Source organism: Nonomuraea sp. JJY05 (assembly GCF_043496855.1).
Classification (GTDB): Bacteria; Actinomycetota; Actinomycetes; order Streptosporangiales; family Streptosporangiaceae; genus Nonomuraea.
Map to the genome: position 1 here is coordinate 1 of NZ_JBIEIS010000040.1, position 16,013 is coordinate 16,013.

20 protein-coding genes and 1 tRNA gene are annotated in these 16,013 nt (G+C 69.9%); 10 read left to right on the forward strand and 11 right to left on the reverse strand.

Annotated elements, in window-relative coordinates; genetic code table 11:
* Positions 1-229: 229 nt before the first annotated feature.
* Together ACFKCF_RS45035 and ACFKCF_RS45040 are read right to left on the reverse strand one after the other, a co-directional pair.
* A tRNA-Pro gene (locus tag ACFKCF_RS45035) sits at positions 230-303 on the reverse strand.
* A gap of 64 nt (positions 304-367) precedes the next feature.
* The gene (locus tag ACFKCF_RS45040) at positions 368-1,231 is read right to left on the reverse strand and encodes a metallophosphoesterase (RefSeq protein WP_394501629.1); all 864 of its coding nucleotides are present in this window, start codon (positions 1,229-1,231) and stop codon (positions 368-370) included.
* Between the two features lie 98 nt (positions 1,232-1,329).
* On the opposite strand from ACFKCF_RS45040, the gene ACFKCF_RS45045 reads away from it, so the two are divergent.
* Positions 1,330-1,785, forward strand: coding sequence for a GatB/YqeY domain-containing protein (locus tag ACFKCF_RS45045; protein ID WP_394501525.1), 456 nt, complete (start codon positions 1,330-1,332; stop codon positions 1,783-1,785).
* A gap of 370 nt (positions 1,786-2,155) precedes the next feature.
* On the opposite strand, the gene ACFKCF_RS45050 is transcribed toward ACFKCF_RS45045, so the two are convergent.
* On the reverse strand, positions 2,156-4,393 hold the full coding sequence (locus ACFKCF_RS45050) for a transglycosylase domain-containing protein (RefSeq protein ID WP_394501526.1): 2,238 nt from the start codon (positions 4,391-4,393) through the stop codon (positions 2,156-2,158).
* A gap of 243 nt (positions 4,394-4,636) precedes the next feature.
* Between ACFKCF_RS45050 and ACFKCF_RS45055 the strand changes: the two genes are divergently transcribed.
* Positions 4,637-4,933, forward strand: coding sequence for a WhiB family transcriptional regulator (locus ACFKCF_RS45055; RefSeq protein ID WP_090771382.1), 297 nt, complete (start codon positions 4,637-4,639; stop codon positions 4,931-4,933).
* Between the two features lie 51 nt (positions 4,934-4,984).
* Here the strand turns inward: ACFKCF_RS45055 and ACFKCF_RS45060 are convergent, their stop codons facing one another.
* On the reverse strand, positions 4,985-6,112 hold the full coding sequence (locus tag ACFKCF_RS45060) for an ArsA family ATPase (RefSeq protein WP_394501527.1): 1,128 nt from the start codon (positions 6,110-6,112) through the stop codon (positions 4,985-4,987).
* Complete coding sequence (locus ACFKCF_RS45065; RefSeq protein ID WP_394501528.1) at positions 6,109-7,110, reverse strand: ArsA-related P-loop ATPase; 1,002 nt, start codon at positions 7,108-7,110, stop codon at positions 6,109-6,111. The genes ACFKCF_RS45060 and ACFKCF_RS45065 overlap by 4 nt, the downstream gene beginning before the upstream one ends.
* A gap of 150 nt (positions 7,111-7,260) precedes the next feature.
* Between ACFKCF_RS45065 and ACFKCF_RS45070 the strand changes: the two genes are divergently transcribed.
* Genes ACFKCF_RS45070 through ACFKCF_RS45085 form a run of 4 tightly spaced genes read left to right on the forward strand, consistent with a single transcriptional unit; the run spans position 7,261 to position 9,481 of the window.
* Positions 7,261-7,416: a hypothetical protein gene (locus ACFKCF_RS45070; protein ID WP_211370275.1), complete on the forward strand. Its 156-nt coding sequence runs from the start codon at positions 7,261-7,263 to the stop codon at positions 7,414-7,416.
* Positions 7,413-7,871, forward strand: a complete 459-nt coding sequence (locus ACFKCF_RS45075; protein ID WP_394501529.1) for a RidA family protein — start codon at positions 7,413-7,415, stop codon at positions 7,869-7,871. The genes ACFKCF_RS45070 and ACFKCF_RS45075 overlap by 4 nt, the downstream gene beginning before the upstream one ends.
* Positions 7,872-7,877: 6 nt before the next feature.
* The gene (locus ACFKCF_RS45080) at positions 7,878-8,696 is read left to right on the forward strand and encodes an NUDIX hydrolase (RefSeq protein WP_394501530.1); all 819 of its coding nucleotides are present in this window, start codon (positions 7,878-7,880) and stop codon (positions 8,694-8,696) included.
* Positions 8,693-9,481, forward strand: coding sequence for an MBL fold metallo-hydrolase (locus ACFKCF_RS45085; protein WP_394501531.1), 789 nt, complete (start codon positions 8,693-8,695; stop codon positions 9,479-9,481). Before ACFKCF_RS45080 ends, ACFKCF_RS45085 begins: the two co-directional genes overlap by 4 nt.
* Here the strand turns inward: ACFKCF_RS45085 and ACFKCF_RS45090 are convergent.
* Positions 9,463-10,143: a Crp/Fnr family transcriptional regulator gene (locus ACFKCF_RS45090; RefSeq protein WP_185069893.1), complete on the reverse strand. Its 681-nt coding sequence runs from the start codon at positions 10,141-10,143 to the stop codon at positions 9,463-9,465. The genes ACFKCF_RS45085 and ACFKCF_RS45090 overlap by 19 nt on opposite strands.
* 166 nt (positions 10,144-10,309) lie before the next feature.
* Complete coding sequence (locus ACFKCF_RS45095) at positions 10,310-10,750, reverse strand: hypothetical protein (RefSeq protein ID WP_394501532.1); 441 nt, start codon at positions 10,748-10,750, stop codon at positions 10,310-10,312.
* An 85-nt stretch (positions 10,751-10,835) separates the two neighbouring features.
* Between ACFKCF_RS45095 and nth the strand changes: the two genes are divergently transcribed.
* Positions 10,836-11,558 (forward strand): endonuclease III, encoded by a 723-nt coding sequence (gene nth, locus ACFKCF_RS45100; protein WP_394501533.1) that lies wholly within the window; start codon positions 10,836-10,838, stop codon positions 11,556-11,558.
* Between the two features lie 40 nt (positions 11,559-11,598).
* Entirely contained in the window at positions 11,599-12,246 is a 648-nt protein-coding gene (locus tag ACFKCF_RS45105; RefSeq protein ID WP_394501534.1) for an NUDIX hydrolase, read from the forward strand.
* Here the strand turns inward: ACFKCF_RS45105 and ACFKCF_RS45110 are convergent.
* The gene (locus ACFKCF_RS45110; RefSeq protein WP_394501535.1) at positions 12,243-12,755 is read right to left on the reverse strand and encodes a HEAT repeat domain-containing protein; all 513 of its coding nucleotides are present in this window, start codon (positions 12,753-12,755) and stop codon (positions 12,243-12,245) included. The two genes, ACFKCF_RS45105 and ACFKCF_RS45110, sit on opposite strands and share 4 nt — an antisense overlap.
* Before the next feature lie 81 nt (positions 12,756-12,836).
* Between ACFKCF_RS45110 and ACFKCF_RS45115 the strand changes: the two genes are divergently transcribed.
* Positions 12,837-14,027 (forward strand): MarP family serine protease, encoded by a 1,191-nt coding sequence (locus ACFKCF_RS45115; protein ID WP_394501536.1) that lies wholly within the window; start codon positions 12,837-12,839, stop codon positions 14,025-14,027.
* Positions 14,028-14,036: 9 nt separating this feature from the next.
* Here the strand turns inward: ACFKCF_RS45115 and ACFKCF_RS45120 are convergent, their stop codons facing one another.
* From ACFKCF_RS45120 to ACFKCF_RS45130, 3 genes are read right to left on the reverse strand one after another with little or no spacing between them, the layout of a single operon-like run.
* On the reverse strand, positions 14,037-14,480 hold the full coding sequence (locus ACFKCF_RS45120) for a DUF309 domain-containing protein (protein ID WP_394501537.1): 444 nt from the start codon (positions 14,478-14,480) through the stop codon (positions 14,037-14,039).
* Entirely contained in the window at positions 14,477-15,397 is a 921-nt protein-coding gene (locus tag ACFKCF_RS45125) for an alpha/beta fold hydrolase (protein WP_394501538.1), read from the reverse strand. Before ACFKCF_RS45125 ends, ACFKCF_RS45120 begins: the two co-directional genes overlap by 4 nt.
* Positions 15,387-15,827: a phage holin family protein gene (locus ACFKCF_RS45130; protein ID WP_394501539.1), complete on the reverse strand. Its 441-nt coding sequence runs from the start codon at positions 15,825-15,827 to the stop codon at positions 15,387-15,389. Before ACFKCF_RS45130 ends, ACFKCF_RS45125 begins: the two co-directional genes overlap by 11 nt.
* On the opposite strand from ACFKCF_RS45130, the gene ACFKCF_RS45135 reads away from it, so the two are divergent.
* The gene (locus tag ACFKCF_RS45135) at positions 15,826-15,957 is read left to right on the forward strand and encodes a hypothetical protein (protein ID WP_281398242.1); all 132 of its coding nucleotides are present in this window, start codon (positions 15,826-15,828) and stop codon (positions 15,955-15,957) included. The two genes, ACFKCF_RS45130 and ACFKCF_RS45135, sit on opposite strands and share 2 nt — an antisense overlap.
* Positions 15,958-16,013: the final 56 nt, after the last annotated feature.

Below are 16,013 nucleotides of genomic sequence, written 5' to 3' on the forward strand. Positions count from 1 at the left end.
CCAACGGCCAGCTCAGCCCCGCCGAATACGAACGCCGACACGCGCTCAAGAACGCCCAAGACCTCGACTATGCTGCCGCGTAGTCGCAAGCCCTGATGTGTCTATCGAACCGGGGCAACTCCATCAGTGCCCCTGGACGGCGTTCATACGGACGGTCAAATGACGGTCAAACGATCAAGGGCCTGGTCCTCGATCATGAGAACCAGGCCCTTGACCTGCGGTACAGCTGTCGGGGTGGCGGGATTTGAACCCACGACCTCTTCGTCCCGAACGAAGCGCGCTGCCAAGCTGCGCTACACCCCGGTGCACGCCGGTCTTGCGCGTGCTTGGAAAAGTCTAGCGGACTCTCAAGGTGCTTGTGACCGCGTCAACGGCGGGGAACGAGAGTGAGTAGTGACGCCTCCGGGAAGCAGGCGAAGCGGGCGGGGGCGTAAGGGGAGGTGCCGAGGCCGGCCGAGACGTGGAGCCAGGCGCTGTCGTGGCGGCTCAGGCCCTTGACGCGGGCCCGGTCGATGCCGCAGTTGGTCACCAGGGCGCCGTAGAACGGGATGCAGAGCTGGCCGCCGTGGGTGTGGCCGGCCAGGAGGAACTGGTAGCCGTCCGCGGCGAAGCGGGTCATGTTGCGGGGCTCGGGGGAGTGCATGACGCCCAGCCGCAGGTCGGCGTCGGCGGGGGCCGGACCGGCGACGAGGTCGTAGCGGTCGCGGTTGATGTGGGAGTCGTGGATGCCCGCCACCGCCACGTCGAGGTCGCCCACCTTGATGCGGGCCGTGGTGTTGTTCATGTCGAGCCAGCCCTCGGCCGCCATGCCGGCCCCCAGCTCCTCCCACGGCAGGGAGGGCACGTGCTGGCGGCGGTCGTTCTTGGAGGTGCGCCAGAGGTAGCGGGCCGGGTTTTTGGGCTTGGGGGCGTACAGGTCGTTGGAGCCGTAGACGAACAGGCCCGGGCGGGACAGCAGGGGCTCCAGGGCGTGCAGGAGCGAGGGGACGGCGTCCGGGTGCGCGATCGAGTCGCCGGTGTTGACCACCAGGTCCGGCTTCAGCGGACCCAGGGAGCGGACCCAGTTGATCAGCATCGTACGGCGCGGCGTCAGGTGCAGGTCGGACAGGTGGAGAATGCGTACGGGCCGCTGACCGCGCTCCAGCACCGGCACGTCGAAGCGGCGCAGGCGGAACCAGTTGCGCTCCACGACAGAGGCGTAACCCAGCCCGGCCAGGCCGAGACCGAGCATGGACAAGGGCACTGCGACGGCTTTCCTCACCTACTCATGATGCCCGACATCGGGCGCGTGGCGTCCGGACAGTCCGCGCAGACGGCAAGATGGAGCGCATGAGCGCATTGAAGGACAAGCTGAAGGCCGATCTGACGGCCTCGCTTAAGAGCCGGGACGAGGTACGTCTCCGGACGATTCGGATGGCACTGGCCGCGGTGAACGTCGAGGAGGTCTCCGGCAAGCAGGCCAGGGAGCTGAGCGACGACGAGGTCATCAAGGTGCTGACCAAGGAGGCCAAGAAGCGCAAGGAGGCCGCCGAGGCGTTCGGGAACGCGGGGCGGGCCGAGCAGGCGCAGGCCGAGCTGGACGAGCAGGCGGTGCTGGAGGAGTACCTGCCGGCGCAGCTCAGCGACGAGGAGCTGGGCGCCCTCGTCGACGCCGCCATCGCGGAGACGGGCGCCGCCGGGCCGCAGGCCATGGGGCAGGTCATGAAGGCGGTCAACCCGAAGGTCGCCGGGCGGGCCGAGGGTGGCCGCGTGGCCGCCGCCGTCCGCGCCCGGCTGGCGGGATAGTTCCAGCCCCGGTTGCTCCACCGCCGGACTGACCGGCTGGTCCCCTGCCCCGCTGTCCGGCTGTTTCATCTCCCGGATGCCGGATGCCGGATGCCGGATGCCGGATGCCGGATGCCGGATGCCGGATGCCGGATGCCGGATGCCGGATGCCGGATGCCGGATGCCGGATGTCAGCCCCGCTGTCTGGTGCTGCGGGCCCATGGCGCCCAGGCGGTCCAGGAGTCGGGCTGGCGGCTTGCGTGGCGTCTTGCGGCCTCCGGGGTACTGGCGGTCCCCTCAGAAGGGCCTGGAGGCGGTCTCAGCGGGCCTGAGAGGGATCCCCGCCGCAGGGGTAGGCGGCGGGGACCCGAGTGGGTCTTGGGGCCGTCGGTCAGCGGCCGCGGCCGTTGCCGAAGCCGCCCCCGCCGCGGCCGTCTCCCCGGTCCCCGTTCGGCGGGTCGAAGATGTCGAACGGGTCGCCGTCCCCACGGGAGGGCGGCCCTTCCTCGTCCTTGTCCTTCTTCTCGGGCTTCTTCGGCGCGCAGTTCTCCGTGCACCCGCCGAACCGCGACTGGTCCACCGGCGTGAACTCCGCGGCCTCGACCCCCTTCAGCGCGGCCAGCATCGAGTCTTTCCAGATCCGCCCGGAAATGGAGGCCCCGTACACGTACGGGTAGTAGCGCCCCCCGATCGTGACCCCGATCAGCTCGTTGCCCTTGGTGCCGCGCGGGTCGCCCAGGCTGACGGCCGACGACATGTTCGGGGTGTAACCGGCGAACCAGGCCGAGGCGTAGTTGTCGGTCGTGCCCGTCTTGCCGGCCGCGTCGCGGCCGATGCCGCCCACCTCCTGCATCGTGCCCTTGGTGAACACGCCGGACAGGATGCCGCTGACCGCGTCGGCGACCTCCTCCTCCAGGACCTGGGAGCACTTCGGCTTGTACTGCTTCGCCTTGCCGTTCCTGTCCTTGATCTCCGTGATCGCCAGCGGCTTGCAGTATTGCCCGCGCGAGGCGAAGACGGCGTACGAGCTGGCGATCGTCACGGGATCGACCTCGTTGACCCCCAGCGTGAACGTCTCCACCTCCGACAGCTTCTGCCCGTCGGCCCGCTTGACCCCGAGCTTCTTGGCCATCTTGACCACGCTGCAGAGCCCGACCTTCTGCTCGAGCTTGAGGAAGAACGTGTTGACCGAGCCCCAGGTGCCGGTCTGCAGCGTCTTGAAGCCGCCGCCGCCCTCGCTGGAGTTGTGCACGGTGTGGGACGGGTCGCCGACGTTCTCGCCCTTGCAGTTCTTGAACGTGCTGTAACCGTCGGCCTGGTAGCCCGCGGGCGAGGGGAAGCCGTCGTTGTACTTCAGGCCCTCCTCCAGCGCCGTGGCCAGCGTGTAGACCTTGGCCGTCGAGCCCTGCTGGAACCCGCGCCCGCCGCCGTGCGCCGCGTCGGCCACGACGTTGTAGCTCATCTCGTTCTTCTTCTTGCTCCCGCCGAACTTCCGCGAGGCGGCCATGGCCTTGATCTCGCCGGTGCCGGGAACGACCATGGCCTGCGAGGCCACGGGCTTGTCCTTCCTGGAGACGAACTTCTTGATCGCCTTGTCGGCGGCGGCCTGCATCTTCGGGTCGATCGTGGTCTTGATCGTCAGACCGCCCCGCTGGAGCAGCTTCTTGCGCTCGTCCTGGTTCTTGCCGAAGTCCTCGTTGTTGAGGATCTCGTACTGGACGTAGAGGCAGAAGTACGGATACTTGCTGGCCTCGCAGCCGCCGGGCGCCTTGATGTTCTTCCAGCCCAGCTTCTTCGCCTTGGCCTCGTCGGCCTCCTGCCGCGAGATCTTGCCGATCTCGGCCATCCGGTCGAGCACGAGGTTGCGCCGCTGCAGCAGCCGTGCCCGCGACTCGGGGCCGACGCTCGGGTCGGTGCGGGCCGGGTTCTGCACGGCGCCGGCCAGCGTGGCGCTCTCGGCGAGGTTGAGCTCGGAGGCGGGCTTGTCGAAGAAGCGCCGGGCCGCGGCCTGGATGCCGTGGGCGCCCGCGCCGAAGTAGGCAATGTTCAGATATTTCTCGAGAATCTGGTTTTTCGAGTACTTCTTCTCGATCGCCATCGCGTTACGCAGCTCGGACAGCTTGCGGGAGAGCGTCGGGGCGATGGCCGCCGCCTGCTCCTCGGGCGTCTCGGCCTTGTTGACCAGCACCTGCTTGACGTACTGCTGGGTGATCGACGAGCCGCCCTGCATCACGCCGCCGCCCGACAAATTCTTCACGAGCGCTCTGGCCGTTCCCTCAACATCGATCGGCCCGTGCTGGTAGAAACGGAAGTCCTCGATCGCGATCAGCGCGGTCTGCATGATCGGGGCGACCTGGTCAAGGCGGACAGACTGCCGGTTCTCAAAGTAGAACTGGGCGAACTGCTTGCCGTTGGCGTCCTTCAGGACGGTGCGCTCGGGAAGAGGGGGTTCGTCGAGCTCTTCGGGCTTGAGGTTGAGGCTTTCCACAGCGCTCTTCGTGGACATCCCCGCCCCTCCGACCGCAGGCAGGGCCACGGCCGCGGCGAGCACCCCCGCGACCGATCCGGCGATGATCAGACGCAGGATGCTGAGGACGGGGTTGGAACGATCTTTGCGCTGCGCTTGCACGCTACCAAGAGTACGTCGAAAGACTGACCTAATCGGTAGCCCGACACCATTTCGCCTTGACTGATGGGGGTGACTAGTCATTCCCGGTCAAGATGGCGGCGAGAAATTGGTCCTCTGGGGTCTGTCGGCCCGAACGTGTAGTTGCGTACGTTCTCCTCTGCGGCAACTGAATACGGAGGCTCGGCGCCCGCGCCCGTCGGCCCCAAATGACGACTGACCACCTAAGGGGAGTGGGGTCGAACAATGTGGATCACGGATTGGACCTCCCGTGCCGCCTGTAAGGGTGCGGATCCGGATGCCCTGTTCGTGCAGGGCGCCGCGCAGAACAGGGCCAAGCTCATCTGCCGGGGCTGCCCGGTCCGTACTGAATGCCTCGCCGATGCGCTGGACAACCGCATCGAGTTCGGGGTGTGGGGCGGTATGACCGAGCGCGAACGGCGTGCGCTGCTTCGACGGCGGCCTGACGTGGACTCGTGGCGAGACCTGCTCGAGTCGGCCAAGGAAGAGTACGAACGAACCAACGAGCTGATCGCGGGCTGAACCAGGCCCGGCGAGCCGTAGTACGGCCGGCGCCGTCCGCCGGCCGTACTTTCATGCGCTCGCCAGCAAGTCCCCGATCTGCCGCAGACCAGTGAGATCGTGGACGTCCTCGGACATGGCGCGAACCTGCACCACGGGCACCGTGGGGTGGGCCGAGACGAAATGCTCCTGCTCGCGATGTTCGCGAGCGGTGAGCTGCATTCGCCCGGCGTGCAGCCGCAGCACGGCGGCGGTCAGCTCATGCTCGCCCCGCGCCTCCAGGTCTTCGGCGGCCGCGGCGCTACGGGCGGCCGACAGGACCGAGGCGGGTGACATGTGCACCCGGTTGACCACCAGGCCGGCCAGTGGCATGCGCTCCTCGGCGAGCCTTTCGACGAAGTAGGATGCCTCCCGCATGGCGTCCCGCTCGGGCGCGGCCACCACGAGGAAGGCCGTGCCGGGGGCCTGCAGCAGCTGGTACGTCATCTCGGCCCGCTGCCTGAAGCCGCCGAAGACGGCGTCGAGCGCGGAGACGAACGTCTGCAGATCCTTGATCACCTGCGCGCCGAGCAGCTTGGTCATCGCTCCGGCCATCAACCCGAACCCGGCGTTGAGCAGCCGGAAGGCGCTGCGTCCCCCGACCTTGGCCGGTGCCGTCAGCAGCCGGATGAACCGTCCGTCGAGGAAGCGCCCGAGCCGCTCGGGCGCGTCGAGGAAGTCGAGCGCGGACCGCGACGGCGGCGTGTCCACGATGATCAGGTCCCACTCGTCCGACCGGCGCAGCTGGCCCAGCTTCTCCATGGCCATGTACTCCTGCGTGCCGGAGAAGCTGGAGGAGAGGGACTGGTAGAAGGGGTTCGACAGGATCTGGCGGGCCCGCACGGGATCGGCGTGCGCCTCGATGATCTCGTCGAACGTGCGCTTCATGTCGAGCATCATGGCGTAGAGTTGGCCGCCGCCGTCGGGCGAGCTGACCAGGCGCGGGGTGTTGTCGAGCTCGGTCAGCCCCATCGACTGGGCCAGCCGGCGCGCCGGGTCCACGGTGAGCACCACGGCGCACCTGCCGCGTTCGGCGGCCCGCAGCCCGAGCGCCGCGGCGGTCGTGGTCTTGCCCACGCCGCCGGCTCCGCAGCAGACGATGATCCTGGTGCCGGGGTCGTCGAGTATCGCGTCGACGTCGAGTGCGGCGGGCTTCTTCACGCTGCTCCTTGGGTGCGCATGCTCTCTGCCAGCTCGTACAGGCCGGCCAGGTCGACGCCGTCGGCCAGCAGCGGCAGCTCGTAGCTCTTCAGCCCGGCCTCGCCCAGCGACTCGCGCTCGGCGCGCTCCAGCTCGGTGCGGTGGGCGTGCTCGGAGATCTCCGCCGCGAGCGCCTCGGCGATCGACGTGGCCTCCGCCCCGTCGGCCACCCCGGCGGCCTTGAGCCCGAGCACCAGCTCACCGGGGTCGAAACGGCCCTTGACAGCTGTGTCAAGAGCGGCCTGTGGGATCAGTGATTCGCGCACCATATTGACGAAAATTCCGCCGGTGGGCAGCCCTGCCGAACGCAATTCGGAGATGCCGTCGAGCGTCTCCTGCACGGGCATCTCCTCCAGCAATGTCACGAAGTGCACCGCCGTCTCGGGAGATTTCACGACCCCGTTGACCAGCTCGGAGTGGTTCTTGATCGGCCCGACCTTGGCCAGGCCCGCCACTTCCTGGGTGACGTTCAGGAAGCGCGTGATGCGGCCCGTGGGCGGCGCGTCGAGCACGACCGCGTCGTAGACCCTGCGGCCGTTCTTGCCCCGCCTGCGCACCGCCTCGGTCGTCTTGCCCGTGACGAGCACGTCGCGGAAGCCGGGGGCCACGGTGGTGGCGAAGTCGACGACGCCCATCTTGGTCAGCGCCCTGCCCGCCCGCCGCATCCCGTAGAACATCTCCATGTACTCGAGCATGGCCTCCTCGGGATCGACGGCCAGCGCGTACACGTCGCCGCCGGAGGGCGCGACGGCGATCTTGCGCTCCTCGTAGGGCAGCGGCGGCAGATCGAAGATCTGCGCGATGCCCTGCCTGCCCTCGACCTCGACGAGGAGCACCTTGCGACCGCCCGCGGCCAGCGCGAGCGCGAGCGCGGCGGCCACGGTCGTCTTGCCGGTGCCGCCCTTGCCGGTGACCACGTGCAGCCGCACACCGGCCCAATCCGTGTCCGGAGAGTCCACTATTCGAGGCTACCGAAGGGTCACTTGCCGGAAGCCGACGGCCACCCTTTGAGATTGCTCACACCCCCGTCGGGAACTTGTCGGCGACCACGCTCTTGAGCAGGCACAAGGCAGGCCGGCGGGCGGGTTTCTTATGAGAAGCTGACCTTCATGAAGAAATGGGAGTACCTCACCGCTCCGGTGCTGATCCACAACACCAAGATGATCCTTGACAACTTCGGCTCCGACGGCTGGGAGCTGGTCCAGATCGTTCAGGGTGCCTCGCCCGAGCAGCTCGTCGCCTACTTCAAGAGGGAGAAGCAGTGACCCCCGAGCAGAAGATCGCGGATCTCGGTCTGACGCTGCCCGAGGTGGCGGCGCCGGCGGGCGCCTACGTGCCGGCCGTGCGCACGGGCAACCTCGTCTACACCTCCGGCCAGGTGCCGTTCGTCGACGGCAAGCTGCAGCGGACCGGCAAGCTCGGTGCCGACCTGACCACAGAGGAGGGCGCGGAGCAGGCCCGCATCTGCGCGCTCAACGCGCTCGCCGCCCTGAAGGCCGAGGTGGGCGACCTGCAGAAGGTGGTGCGGATCGTCAAGGTCGTGGTGTTCGTGGCCAGCGATCCCTCCTTCACCGAGCAGCCCAAGGTCGGCAACGGCGCCAGCGAGCTGCTCGCCGAGGTGCTGGGCGAGCCGGGCAGGCATGCCCGCAGCGCCGTGGGCGTGGCCGTCCTCCCGCTGGACGCACCTGTGGAAGTGGAGCTGATCGCCGAAGTAGCCTGAGGCACTATGACCGATGTGACCGGATTGCCGCTTCCAGTCGAGCTCGCCGCGCGGGCGCGAGACCTCCTCGCCGGGAGGGTCGAGCCGGTCCCCACCCGCGACGCCGCCACAGTGGTGATTCTGCGCGGGAGCACAACGCCTGAGGTCTATCTGCTGCGGCGCAAGGCCACGATGGCCTTCGCGGCGGGCGCGTACGTCTTCCCCGGCGGCTCGGTGGACGCCCGCGACACCGACCAGGCCGTGGCCTGGGCCGGCCCGTCGCCGGCCGAGTGGGGCACGGTCTTCAACGCGAGCGAGCAGGTCGCGCGCGGGCTGGTGTGCGCGGCCGTACGCGAGACGTTCGAGGAGTCCGGCGTGCTGCTGGCCGGTCCCGGGCCCGAGTCCGTGGTCGCCGACACGACGGGCGACGACTGGGAGTCCGACCGGCTGGCGCTGATCGACAGGAGCCTGGGCTTCGCCGACTTCCTCGCCAGGCGCGGCCTGGTGCTCCGGTCCGACCTGCTCAAGCCGTGGGCCCACTGGATCACCCCGGAGATCGAGCACAGGCGCTTCGACACGCGGTTCTTCGTCGCCGTCCTCCCCGAGGGCCAGCGCACCCGGGACGTCGGCGGTGAGGCCGACCAGGTGGCCTGGAAGCGCCCCGCGGAGGCGATCGAGCTGGCGCACCAGGGGGAGATCTTCCTGATGCCGCCGACGTACCACACGCTGAGCGAGCTGGCGGCCCACGACGGCGTGGCGGGGATCCTGGCCGAGCGCAGAGAGATCGTGCCGATCATGCCGAGGGCCGTGGAGATCCAGGGCGAGATGCGGCTGGTGACCCGGTGAGCGGGCTGCACATCCCGATCGGGACGCCCGACGGCTCCCGTACCGAGTACGCCGAGAACCTGCTCGCGCCCAACCCGTCCGCCATGACGCTCGACGGCACCAACACCTGGATCATCGGCGGGGACCAGGTGGTGGTCGTCGACCCAGGGCCGGAGGACGAGTCGCATCTGCGCCGCGTACGCGATCACCTCGGGGCGCGGCGCGTCACCGAGATCCTGCTCACCCACGGGCACTTCGACCACAGCGGCGGCGCCAGGCGCTTCGCCGAGATGGTGCGCGCGCCCGTCCGGGCGCTCGATCCGCGGCACCGACTGGGTGAGGAGGGGCTCGCCGACGGCGACGTGGTGACCGTGGCGGGCCTGGAGATCCACGTGTACGGGACGCCGGGTCACTCGTTCGACTCGCTCTGCTTCTGGCTGCCGCAGGACCACGCGATGCTGACCGGCGACACCGTGCTCGGCAGGGGCACCACGATCATCGCCCGAGACGGCGGCCTGGCCGACTACCTGCGCAGCCTCGACCGGCTCAGGGCGGCCGCGGAGAGCCTGGAGGCGCGGGCGCTGCTGCCCGGCCACGGTCCCGTGCTGCCCGACCCGATCGCCGCGCTCGACGGCTACATCGCGCACCGGCGGCAGCGCCTCGACCAGATCAGGGCGGCGCGCGCCCAGGGCGCGCGCACGCCGCGGGAGATCGTCAAGATCGTGTACGCCGACGTCGACCGCTCACTCTGGGCCGCCGCCGAGATGTCGGTCGTGGCCCAGCTCGACTACCTGGACCGGTTGTAGAGCCGGTCCATGTCGAGGATGACCACGGCCTTGGCCTCGATCCGCAGCCAGCCGCGCTGGGCGAAGTCGGCCAGCGCCTTGTTGACCGTCTCGCGCGAGGCGCCGACGAGCTGCGCCAGCTCCTCCTGCGTCAGGTCGTGGTGCACCCGCAGGCCGTCGTCCGTCTTGGTGCCGAACCGCTCGGCCAGGTCGAGCAGCTGCTTGGCCACGCGTCCGGGCACGTCGGTGAAGACCAGGTCGGCCAGCACGTCATTGGTGCGGCGCAGCCGCTGGGCGAGCGCGCGCAGCAGGTGGAGCGCCACCTCGGGGCGGCCGGTCAGCCAGGGGCGCAGGTCGTCGTGGCCGAGCCCGGCCAGCCGCACGTCGGTCAGCGCCGTCGCCGAGGCCGTCCGCGGCCGCGGGTCGAACAGCGACAGCTCGCCGAACATCTCGCTCGGCCCGAGCACGCTCAGCAGGTTTTCCCGTCCGTCGGGCGAGGTACGGGACAGCTTGATCTTGCCTTCGAGCACGACGTAGAGCCGGTCGCCGGTCTCGTTCTCGTGGAAGAGCGTCTGTCCCTTGGAGAGCTGGACCTCCGTGATGCTCGTACGCAGCGCCGCGGCGCTCTCGCGGTCCAGCGCGGCGAACAGGGGGGCCTTGCCCAGCACATCTTCGGTGTTCACTCTGCCTCCTCTGCTGCCATTGTGACTCACCCCACTCTGCGTGGCACACACAGGTTATGGGAATGCTGGAGTGTTCTGCGCTTTTCGGATGAGTCGTATCCAGGGGAAAGGTACCGGATGCCCTGATTTCAGGGGCTATCGACCCTCCCTGTGCGGCAGAAGAGGCTCAGGAGGCGAGAAGGCCGTCCACGGAGGCCACCGCGGCCGCGACCGACTGGCCGAGCAGCACGCGGAGCACCTCGGCCGCGCGCGGGCGGGCCGTGGGGTCGGCCTGGCGGCACTGCCGTACCGCCAGCTGCAGCGCGGGAGGCAGGACGGCGGGGTCGCCGTCCGTGCGGCCCGTGGCCGCGAAGACCACCAGATCGGCCCAGGCCCGCACGTCGTCGGCCGCCGAGCCCGGCGTGACGCCGGGCTGCCAGCCGATCAGCACCTGGCCGTGCGCGCCGAGCGCGACGCTCTCGTGGCTGAGCCGGAGCCCCACGTTGCCGCGGGCGTGCAGCTTGGCCACCGCGGAGGCGCAGGCCAGGGCCAGGCGATGCAGCGCCTGTCCCCGCAAGGGCCCCGATGTACGCACGAAGTCCGACAGCACCGCACCCTGACCGCTCATGGCCACCGCCTCCCGTGTCGCCCCCTTGTACGCGAGCAAGGCGGTCCTGGGTTCAACACTTCGCGGAAGCTTCTAGTCTTGCGGCATGGCCACGAACGCGGCGGGGCGCAAGCCGGAGACCCGGCTCGCATTGGTACGGCGGGCCCGCAAGATCAACCGCATCCTCGCGGACACCTATCCAGAGGCCCACTGCGAACTCGACTTCGGCAACCCGTTAGAACTTCTGGTCGCGACCATCCTCTCCGCCCAGTGCACGGACAAGCGGGTCAACATGGTCACCCCCGTCCTCTTCGCGAAATATCCGACAGTGGAGGACTACGCCGCCGCCGACCGGTCCGAGATGGAGGAGATCATCCGCTCGACCGGCTTCTTCCGCGCGAAGACCAACAGCATCATCGGCATGGCGCAGGCAGTGTGCGACAAGTACGGCGGCGAGGTGCCCGGCAAGCTGAAGGACCTGGTCACCCTGCCCGGCGTGGGCCGCAAGACCGCCAACGTGGTGCTGGGCAACGCGTTCGACGTGCCGGGGCTCACCGTCGACACCCACTTCCAGCGACTGGTGCGGCGTTTCGGCTGGACGGAGGAGACCGACCCCGTCAAGATCGAGCACGTCGTGGGGGAGCTGCTGCCCAAACGCGAGTGGACGATCTTCTCCCACCGGGTGATCTGGCACGGCCGCCGCATCTGCCACGCGCGGAGGCCCGCGTGCGGCGTGTGCCCGCTGGCCGCGCTCTGCCCGTCGTACGGCACCGGCCCCACGGCGGCGGCCGAGGCCGAGAAGCTCGTCAGGTCCGGCCCCTTCTCGTGATCGCGGGAAGCCCCCGGTGTCCCGGCGTGTTGGAGGATGCGTGACCCAAGTGCCCGACTGGCTCGACACACTGGCGGCGCAGGCTCAGCGCTTCGACGTACCTCGGTGGTGGACTCCTCCCAACGGCAGCGGGCGGGCCGCCGCGGTGCTGATGCTGTTCGGTGAGGGGCCGCTCGGCCCCGACGTCCTGCTCATCCAGCGCAGCACGCACGGGCGCAGGCACGCGGGCCAGCCGGCCTTCCCCGGCGGCGGCGTCGACCCCGACGACGGAGGACCCGTCGCCGCGGCGCTGCGCGAGGCCGAGGAGGAGACCGGGGTCGATCCCGCGGGCGTCCACGTGCTGTGCACGATGCCCGAGCTGTATCTCGGCCACAGCGACAACCGGGTCACGCCCGTGATCGCCTGGTGGCGCGAGCCGTCGGCCGTGCACGCGGCCTCGCCGCACGAGGTGGAGTCCGTGGAGCGGGTGCCGATCGCCGAGCTGGTCGATCCCGCCAACCGGGTCACGCTGCGGCATCCGAGGGGGACGGCGGGGCCCGCGTTCCGGGTGCGGGGGATGCTGGTGTGGGGGTTCACCGCGATGGTGCTCGACACCGTGCTGCGCGAGGGCGGGCTGGAGCGCCCGTGGGACCCCGCGCAGGTGGAGGACCTCCCGCAGGAAGTGATCGACCTGGCGTCGCGGGGTTAGCGGGCCGATCGCAGGGCCACGCCCAGGGAGGCCCAGCTCGCCACGTCCTTGTCGCTGTCGGCCGCCAGCGCGCGCAGCGTCTCCAGGCCGGCCCGGTCGGGGGGATCGCCGAGCACGTGCTGCAGCGCGTACGCCGCGCCGTAGCGCACCCTCGCGTCCTCGTGGCCGGCCAGGTCGATCACCGACGGCAGTGACCGCGGGTCGGCCAGGTGCCCGAACGCGATCAGCACCGAGTAGAGCACCATGGCGTCGTCCTCGCTGGCCGCCAGGTAGCGCAGCACCGGCAGCGTACGGTCCACGAACGGCCGCAGCATCCCCATGATGTCCACCCCGAGCAGCCGCTCCGCCACGGTGTCCGCGGCACACAGCCGGCGCGCCTCGATGAAGGACTCCAGATCGCTTCGCTGGCGCAGCACGGAGATCACGTGCCAGCGCAGGGGGCCGTCGGGGTCGGTGTCGCACAGGGCGGCCTCGATGAGATCGCGCACTGTTCCCTCGGCCGACGGCATACCGCTCAAGGTAGTCACGCGGTGACGCCGTCCTGGCGGAAGACGTGCACACTTGACCGTATCCCTGGTTAGCTTTGAAACGTGCGCGGTGATCTGCTTGACCTCATCTTGATCGGCCTCGTGATCGCCTTCGGCGTCTCGGGTTACCGGCAGGGCTTCATCATCGGTGCGATGAGCTTCGTGGGGTTCGTCGGCGGAGCCGTGCTCGGCGTCTTCATCGCGCCACCGATCTCCAAGGCCCTGGTCAGCGGCGACACCCCGCAGGCGCTGCTGGCCATCGTGATCGTCTTCCTGGCCGCCACCATCGGTCAGTTCGCCTCCTCGACGCTCGGCGCCGTCGTGCGCAGCCACGTCACGTGGGAGCCCGCCAAGGTGGCCGACGCGGTCGGCGGCACGTTCTCCAGCGCGCTGTCCGTGCTGGTCATCGCCTGGCTGATCGGCTCGCTGATCGTCTCCACGGCCTTCAGCCCCCTCGTCGACCAGGTGAAGAACTCCGCGCTGCTGACCACCGTCGACGACGTGATCCCGCAGGCCGCGCGCAACTGGCAGCAGCCGTTCAAGAAGTTCATCGATCGCTCGGAGTTCCCGCCCGTCTTCGACGCCATCGGTGCGGGCACGATCGTCGACGTGCCGCCGCCCGACCAGAGCGTGCTGCAGGGCGCCAAGCTGAGCCGCGCCCGCAGGGCCATCGTCAAGGTGCAGGGCAACGCGGAGAGCTGCAACAAGCACATCGAGGGCACCGGCTTCGTCTACGCTCCCGGCCGGATCATGACCAACGCCCACGTGGTCGCCGGCGTGACCCGTGACCTGCAGGTCATCGACTCCACCAACACGCCGCACGCGGCCACCGTCGTGCGCTACAACCCGCGCCGCGACATCGCCGTCCTCTACGTGCCCGGCCTCGACCTGCCGCAGCTCTCCTTCGACGGCGACGGCTCGCGCGGCGACAGCGCCATCATCGCCGGGTTCCCCAAGAGCAAGGGGTTCACCGCGGAGCCGGCCAGGATCGGCGGGCAGCTCGACGCCGAGGGGCCCGACATCTACCGCGACGCCACGGTCAGGCGCAAGGTCTACGCGATCCGCGGCAAGGTGCTGCCCGGCAACTCGGGCGGCCCGCTGCTCACGGTGGACGGCCGGGTCTACGGCGTGATCTTCGCCGCCGCGATCAACGAAGAGGAGACCGGCTACGTCCTGACGGCCGAGGAGGTCGCCCCCGACGCGGCCCAGGGCCGCAACGACACCACCCCGGCCAGCACCCAGAAGTGCGACTGACGCCCGGTCTCAGCCGGGCAGCTTGTCCAGGATGGCGGCGACGGCCTCGTCGGGGTCGCTGTCCTGACCGAACCCCGAGGCCGCCTTGCCGACCGCGTCGTACGCCCCGCCGTACCCCTGGACCCTGGCGGCGCCGCGGCTGAAGAGGGTCAGCGCCCCGCGCCCGTTGCCGCGCTGCAGGTGCGTCAGCCCGACGCAGATCTGCGCGAGGCCCTGCCACAGCTCGCGCTCGTCCTCCGGCGCGCATTTCCAGCGGCCCTCGAACACCTCGTGCGCGTTGAACGGCAGGCCCTCGCCGAGGAAGCCGCGGGCGTCGGCCAGAGCCTGCTCGGAGGTGGGGGCGTAGTCGTCGGGGACCCGGGGCACGCCGGGTTCGCCGTAGGGGAGCGGCCTGCCGTACGCGTCGCGCGGCCTGGCGTTACGGGGCCTGCCCTCGGGATCGCGGTCTCTCATCGTTCGGGCTCCGGATCGGCCAGCCAGCCGAGCAGCTCGGTGTCGAACACGTCGGGGATCTCCTCATGGGGGAAGTGGCCGGCTCCTTCGAGCAGCCGCCACCGGTACGGGGCCGCCACGTAGCGGCCCGAACCCAGTGCCGTACGCGGCAGGGCGCGCGGGTCGAGCGCCCCGTGCAGGTGGAGCGTGGGGGCCTCGACCTCGGTGCGCATGGCCCTGGCGTAGCGGCGGCCGTCGGGGCGCAGCTGGGAGCGGCCGAACCAGCGGTGGTACTCCAGCGCGCAGTGTGCCACGGCGGGGATGCGGAACGCCTCGCGGTAGGTGCGCGCGGTCTCGGGATCGGGCCAGCCGGGCCGTGACCAGTCCTCCAGCAGCCTGCCCACCAGGGCCGCGTCGCGGCGCCTGAGCCGGTGCTCGGGCAGCAGCGGCAGCTGGTGACCCAGCGACTGCCCGCTGGCCCTGAGCTGGCCGAACGGGTCGGTCAGCAGCGCCTTGCGAAGGCGCAGCGGATGGGGGGCGGACACGGCGATCAGCCGGTGCACGCACTTGGGGTCGAGCACGGCCATCGTCCAGGCCAGCAGCCCGCCCCAGTCGTGCCCCACCACGATCGCCCCCGTCTCGCCCAGCGCCCTGATCAGGCCGGTGGCGTCGGCGGCCAGCGTGGGCAGGTCGTAGCCGCGCGGCGGCTTGTCGCTGCCGCCGTAGCCGCGCAGATCGGCCGCCACCGCCCGGTAACCCGCCTTGGGGAGCGAGACGAGCTGGTTGCGCCACGTCCACCAGAACTGCGGGAACCCGTGCAGCAGCAGCACCAGCGGCCCTTCGCCCGCCTCGACGACGTGGAAGCGGGTGCCGCCCGCGTGGACCGCGCGGTGCGTCCAGGGCCCCTCGATCTGTACGACCGACTCGTCAGGTGCCATCACGTCTCACCGGCTCACGATCGGGACGAACCGCCGGAAGCGTCTCATCCTCGGGCGTGGCGATCTCCTTGAGCCCCTTGATCGACCGGGCGGTGCGCTTCATCCCGGCCAGCCCCTTGAGCCGCCTGACCCCGACGAACACCAGCAGACCCGCCACCAGCAGGTAGAACACGGTCACGATGAGGAAGGCCAGCCAGTTGGGCAGCCACTGCGCCAGCACAAAGGCGATCGTGAACGAGGCGAGGATCAGGCACAGGTGCGCCATGAAGGCGGCGGCGGCGAACAGGCCGCCCGCCGTGCCGACCCGCTTGGCGTCGAACCTGAACTCGGCCTTGGCCAGCTCGATCTCCGAGCGGACCAGGTCCGAGATCTGACTGCTGGCCTGGGCGACCAGCGAGCCCAGGGATTCTTCCTCGGGAGTCTGCGGCATGAACGTCTCCTATCGAGGCCTGGTGGCCGTGTCAAACATCATCCAGCGCGATGCGACGCTCGCGTACCGTGTGAAGCGGCACCGCCGCCAGGAGCTCTTCCGACAGTTTCGCCAGGCCGAGCCACGCTGACAGCCAGGCGCCCCGAACACGCCGAAACTTGTCGAGCGCGAATCCCGCTATCCCAG

Excerpts from the sequence above, each read along its gene's own strand:
- ACFKCF_RS45130 (WP_394501539.1), bottom strand. The coding sequence starts at position 15,827 with ATGCCGCAGACTCCCGAGGAAGAATCCCTGGGCTCGCTGGTCGCCCAG.
- ACFKCF_RS45070 (WP_211370275.1), top strand. The coding sequence starts at position 7,261 with ATGAAGAAATGGGAGTACCTCACCGCTCCGGTGCTGATCCACAACACC.
- ACFKCF_RS45040 (WP_394501629.1), bottom strand. The coding sequence starts at position 1,231 with ATGCTCGGTCTCGGCCTGGCCGGGCTGGGTTACGCCTCTGTCGTGGAG.
- ACFKCF_RS45110 (WP_394501535.1), bottom strand. The coding sequence starts at position 12,755 with ATGCCGTCGGCCGAGGGAACAGTGCGCGATCTCATCGAGGCCGCCCTG.
- ACFKCF_RS45095 (WP_394501532.1), bottom strand. The coding sequence starts at position 10,750 with ATGAGCGGTCAGGGTGCGGTGCTGTCGGACTTCGTGCGTACATCGGGG.
- nth (WP_394501533.1), top strand. The coding sequence starts at position 10,836 with ATGGCCACGAACGCGGCGGGGCGCAAGCCGGAGACCCGGCTCGCATTG.
- ACFKCF_RS45135 (WP_281398242.1), top strand. The coding sequence starts at position 15,826 with ATGAACGTCTCCTATCGAGGCCTGGTGGCCGTGTCAAACATCATCCAG.
- ACFKCF_RS45080 (WP_394501530.1), top strand. The coding sequence starts at position 7,878 with ATGACCGATGTGACCGGATTGCCGCTTCCAGTCGAGCTCGCCGCGCGG.
- ACFKCF_RS45120 (WP_394501537.1), bottom strand. The coding sequence starts at position 14,480 with ATGAGAGACCGCGATCCCGAGGGCAGGCCCCGTAACGCCAGGCCGCGC.
- ACFKCF_RS45125 (WP_394501538.1), bottom strand. The coding sequence starts at position 15,397 with ATGGCACCTGACGAGTCGGTCGTACAGATCGAGGGGCCCTGGACGCAC.
- ACFKCF_RS45045 (WP_394501525.1), top strand. The coding sequence starts at position 1,330 with ATGAGCGCATTGAAGGACAAGCTGAAGGCCGATCTGACGGCCTCGCTT.
- ACFKCF_RS45055 (WP_090771382.1), top strand. The coding sequence starts at position 4,637 with ATGTGGATCACGGATTGGACCTCCCGTGCCGCCTGTAAGGGTGCGGAT.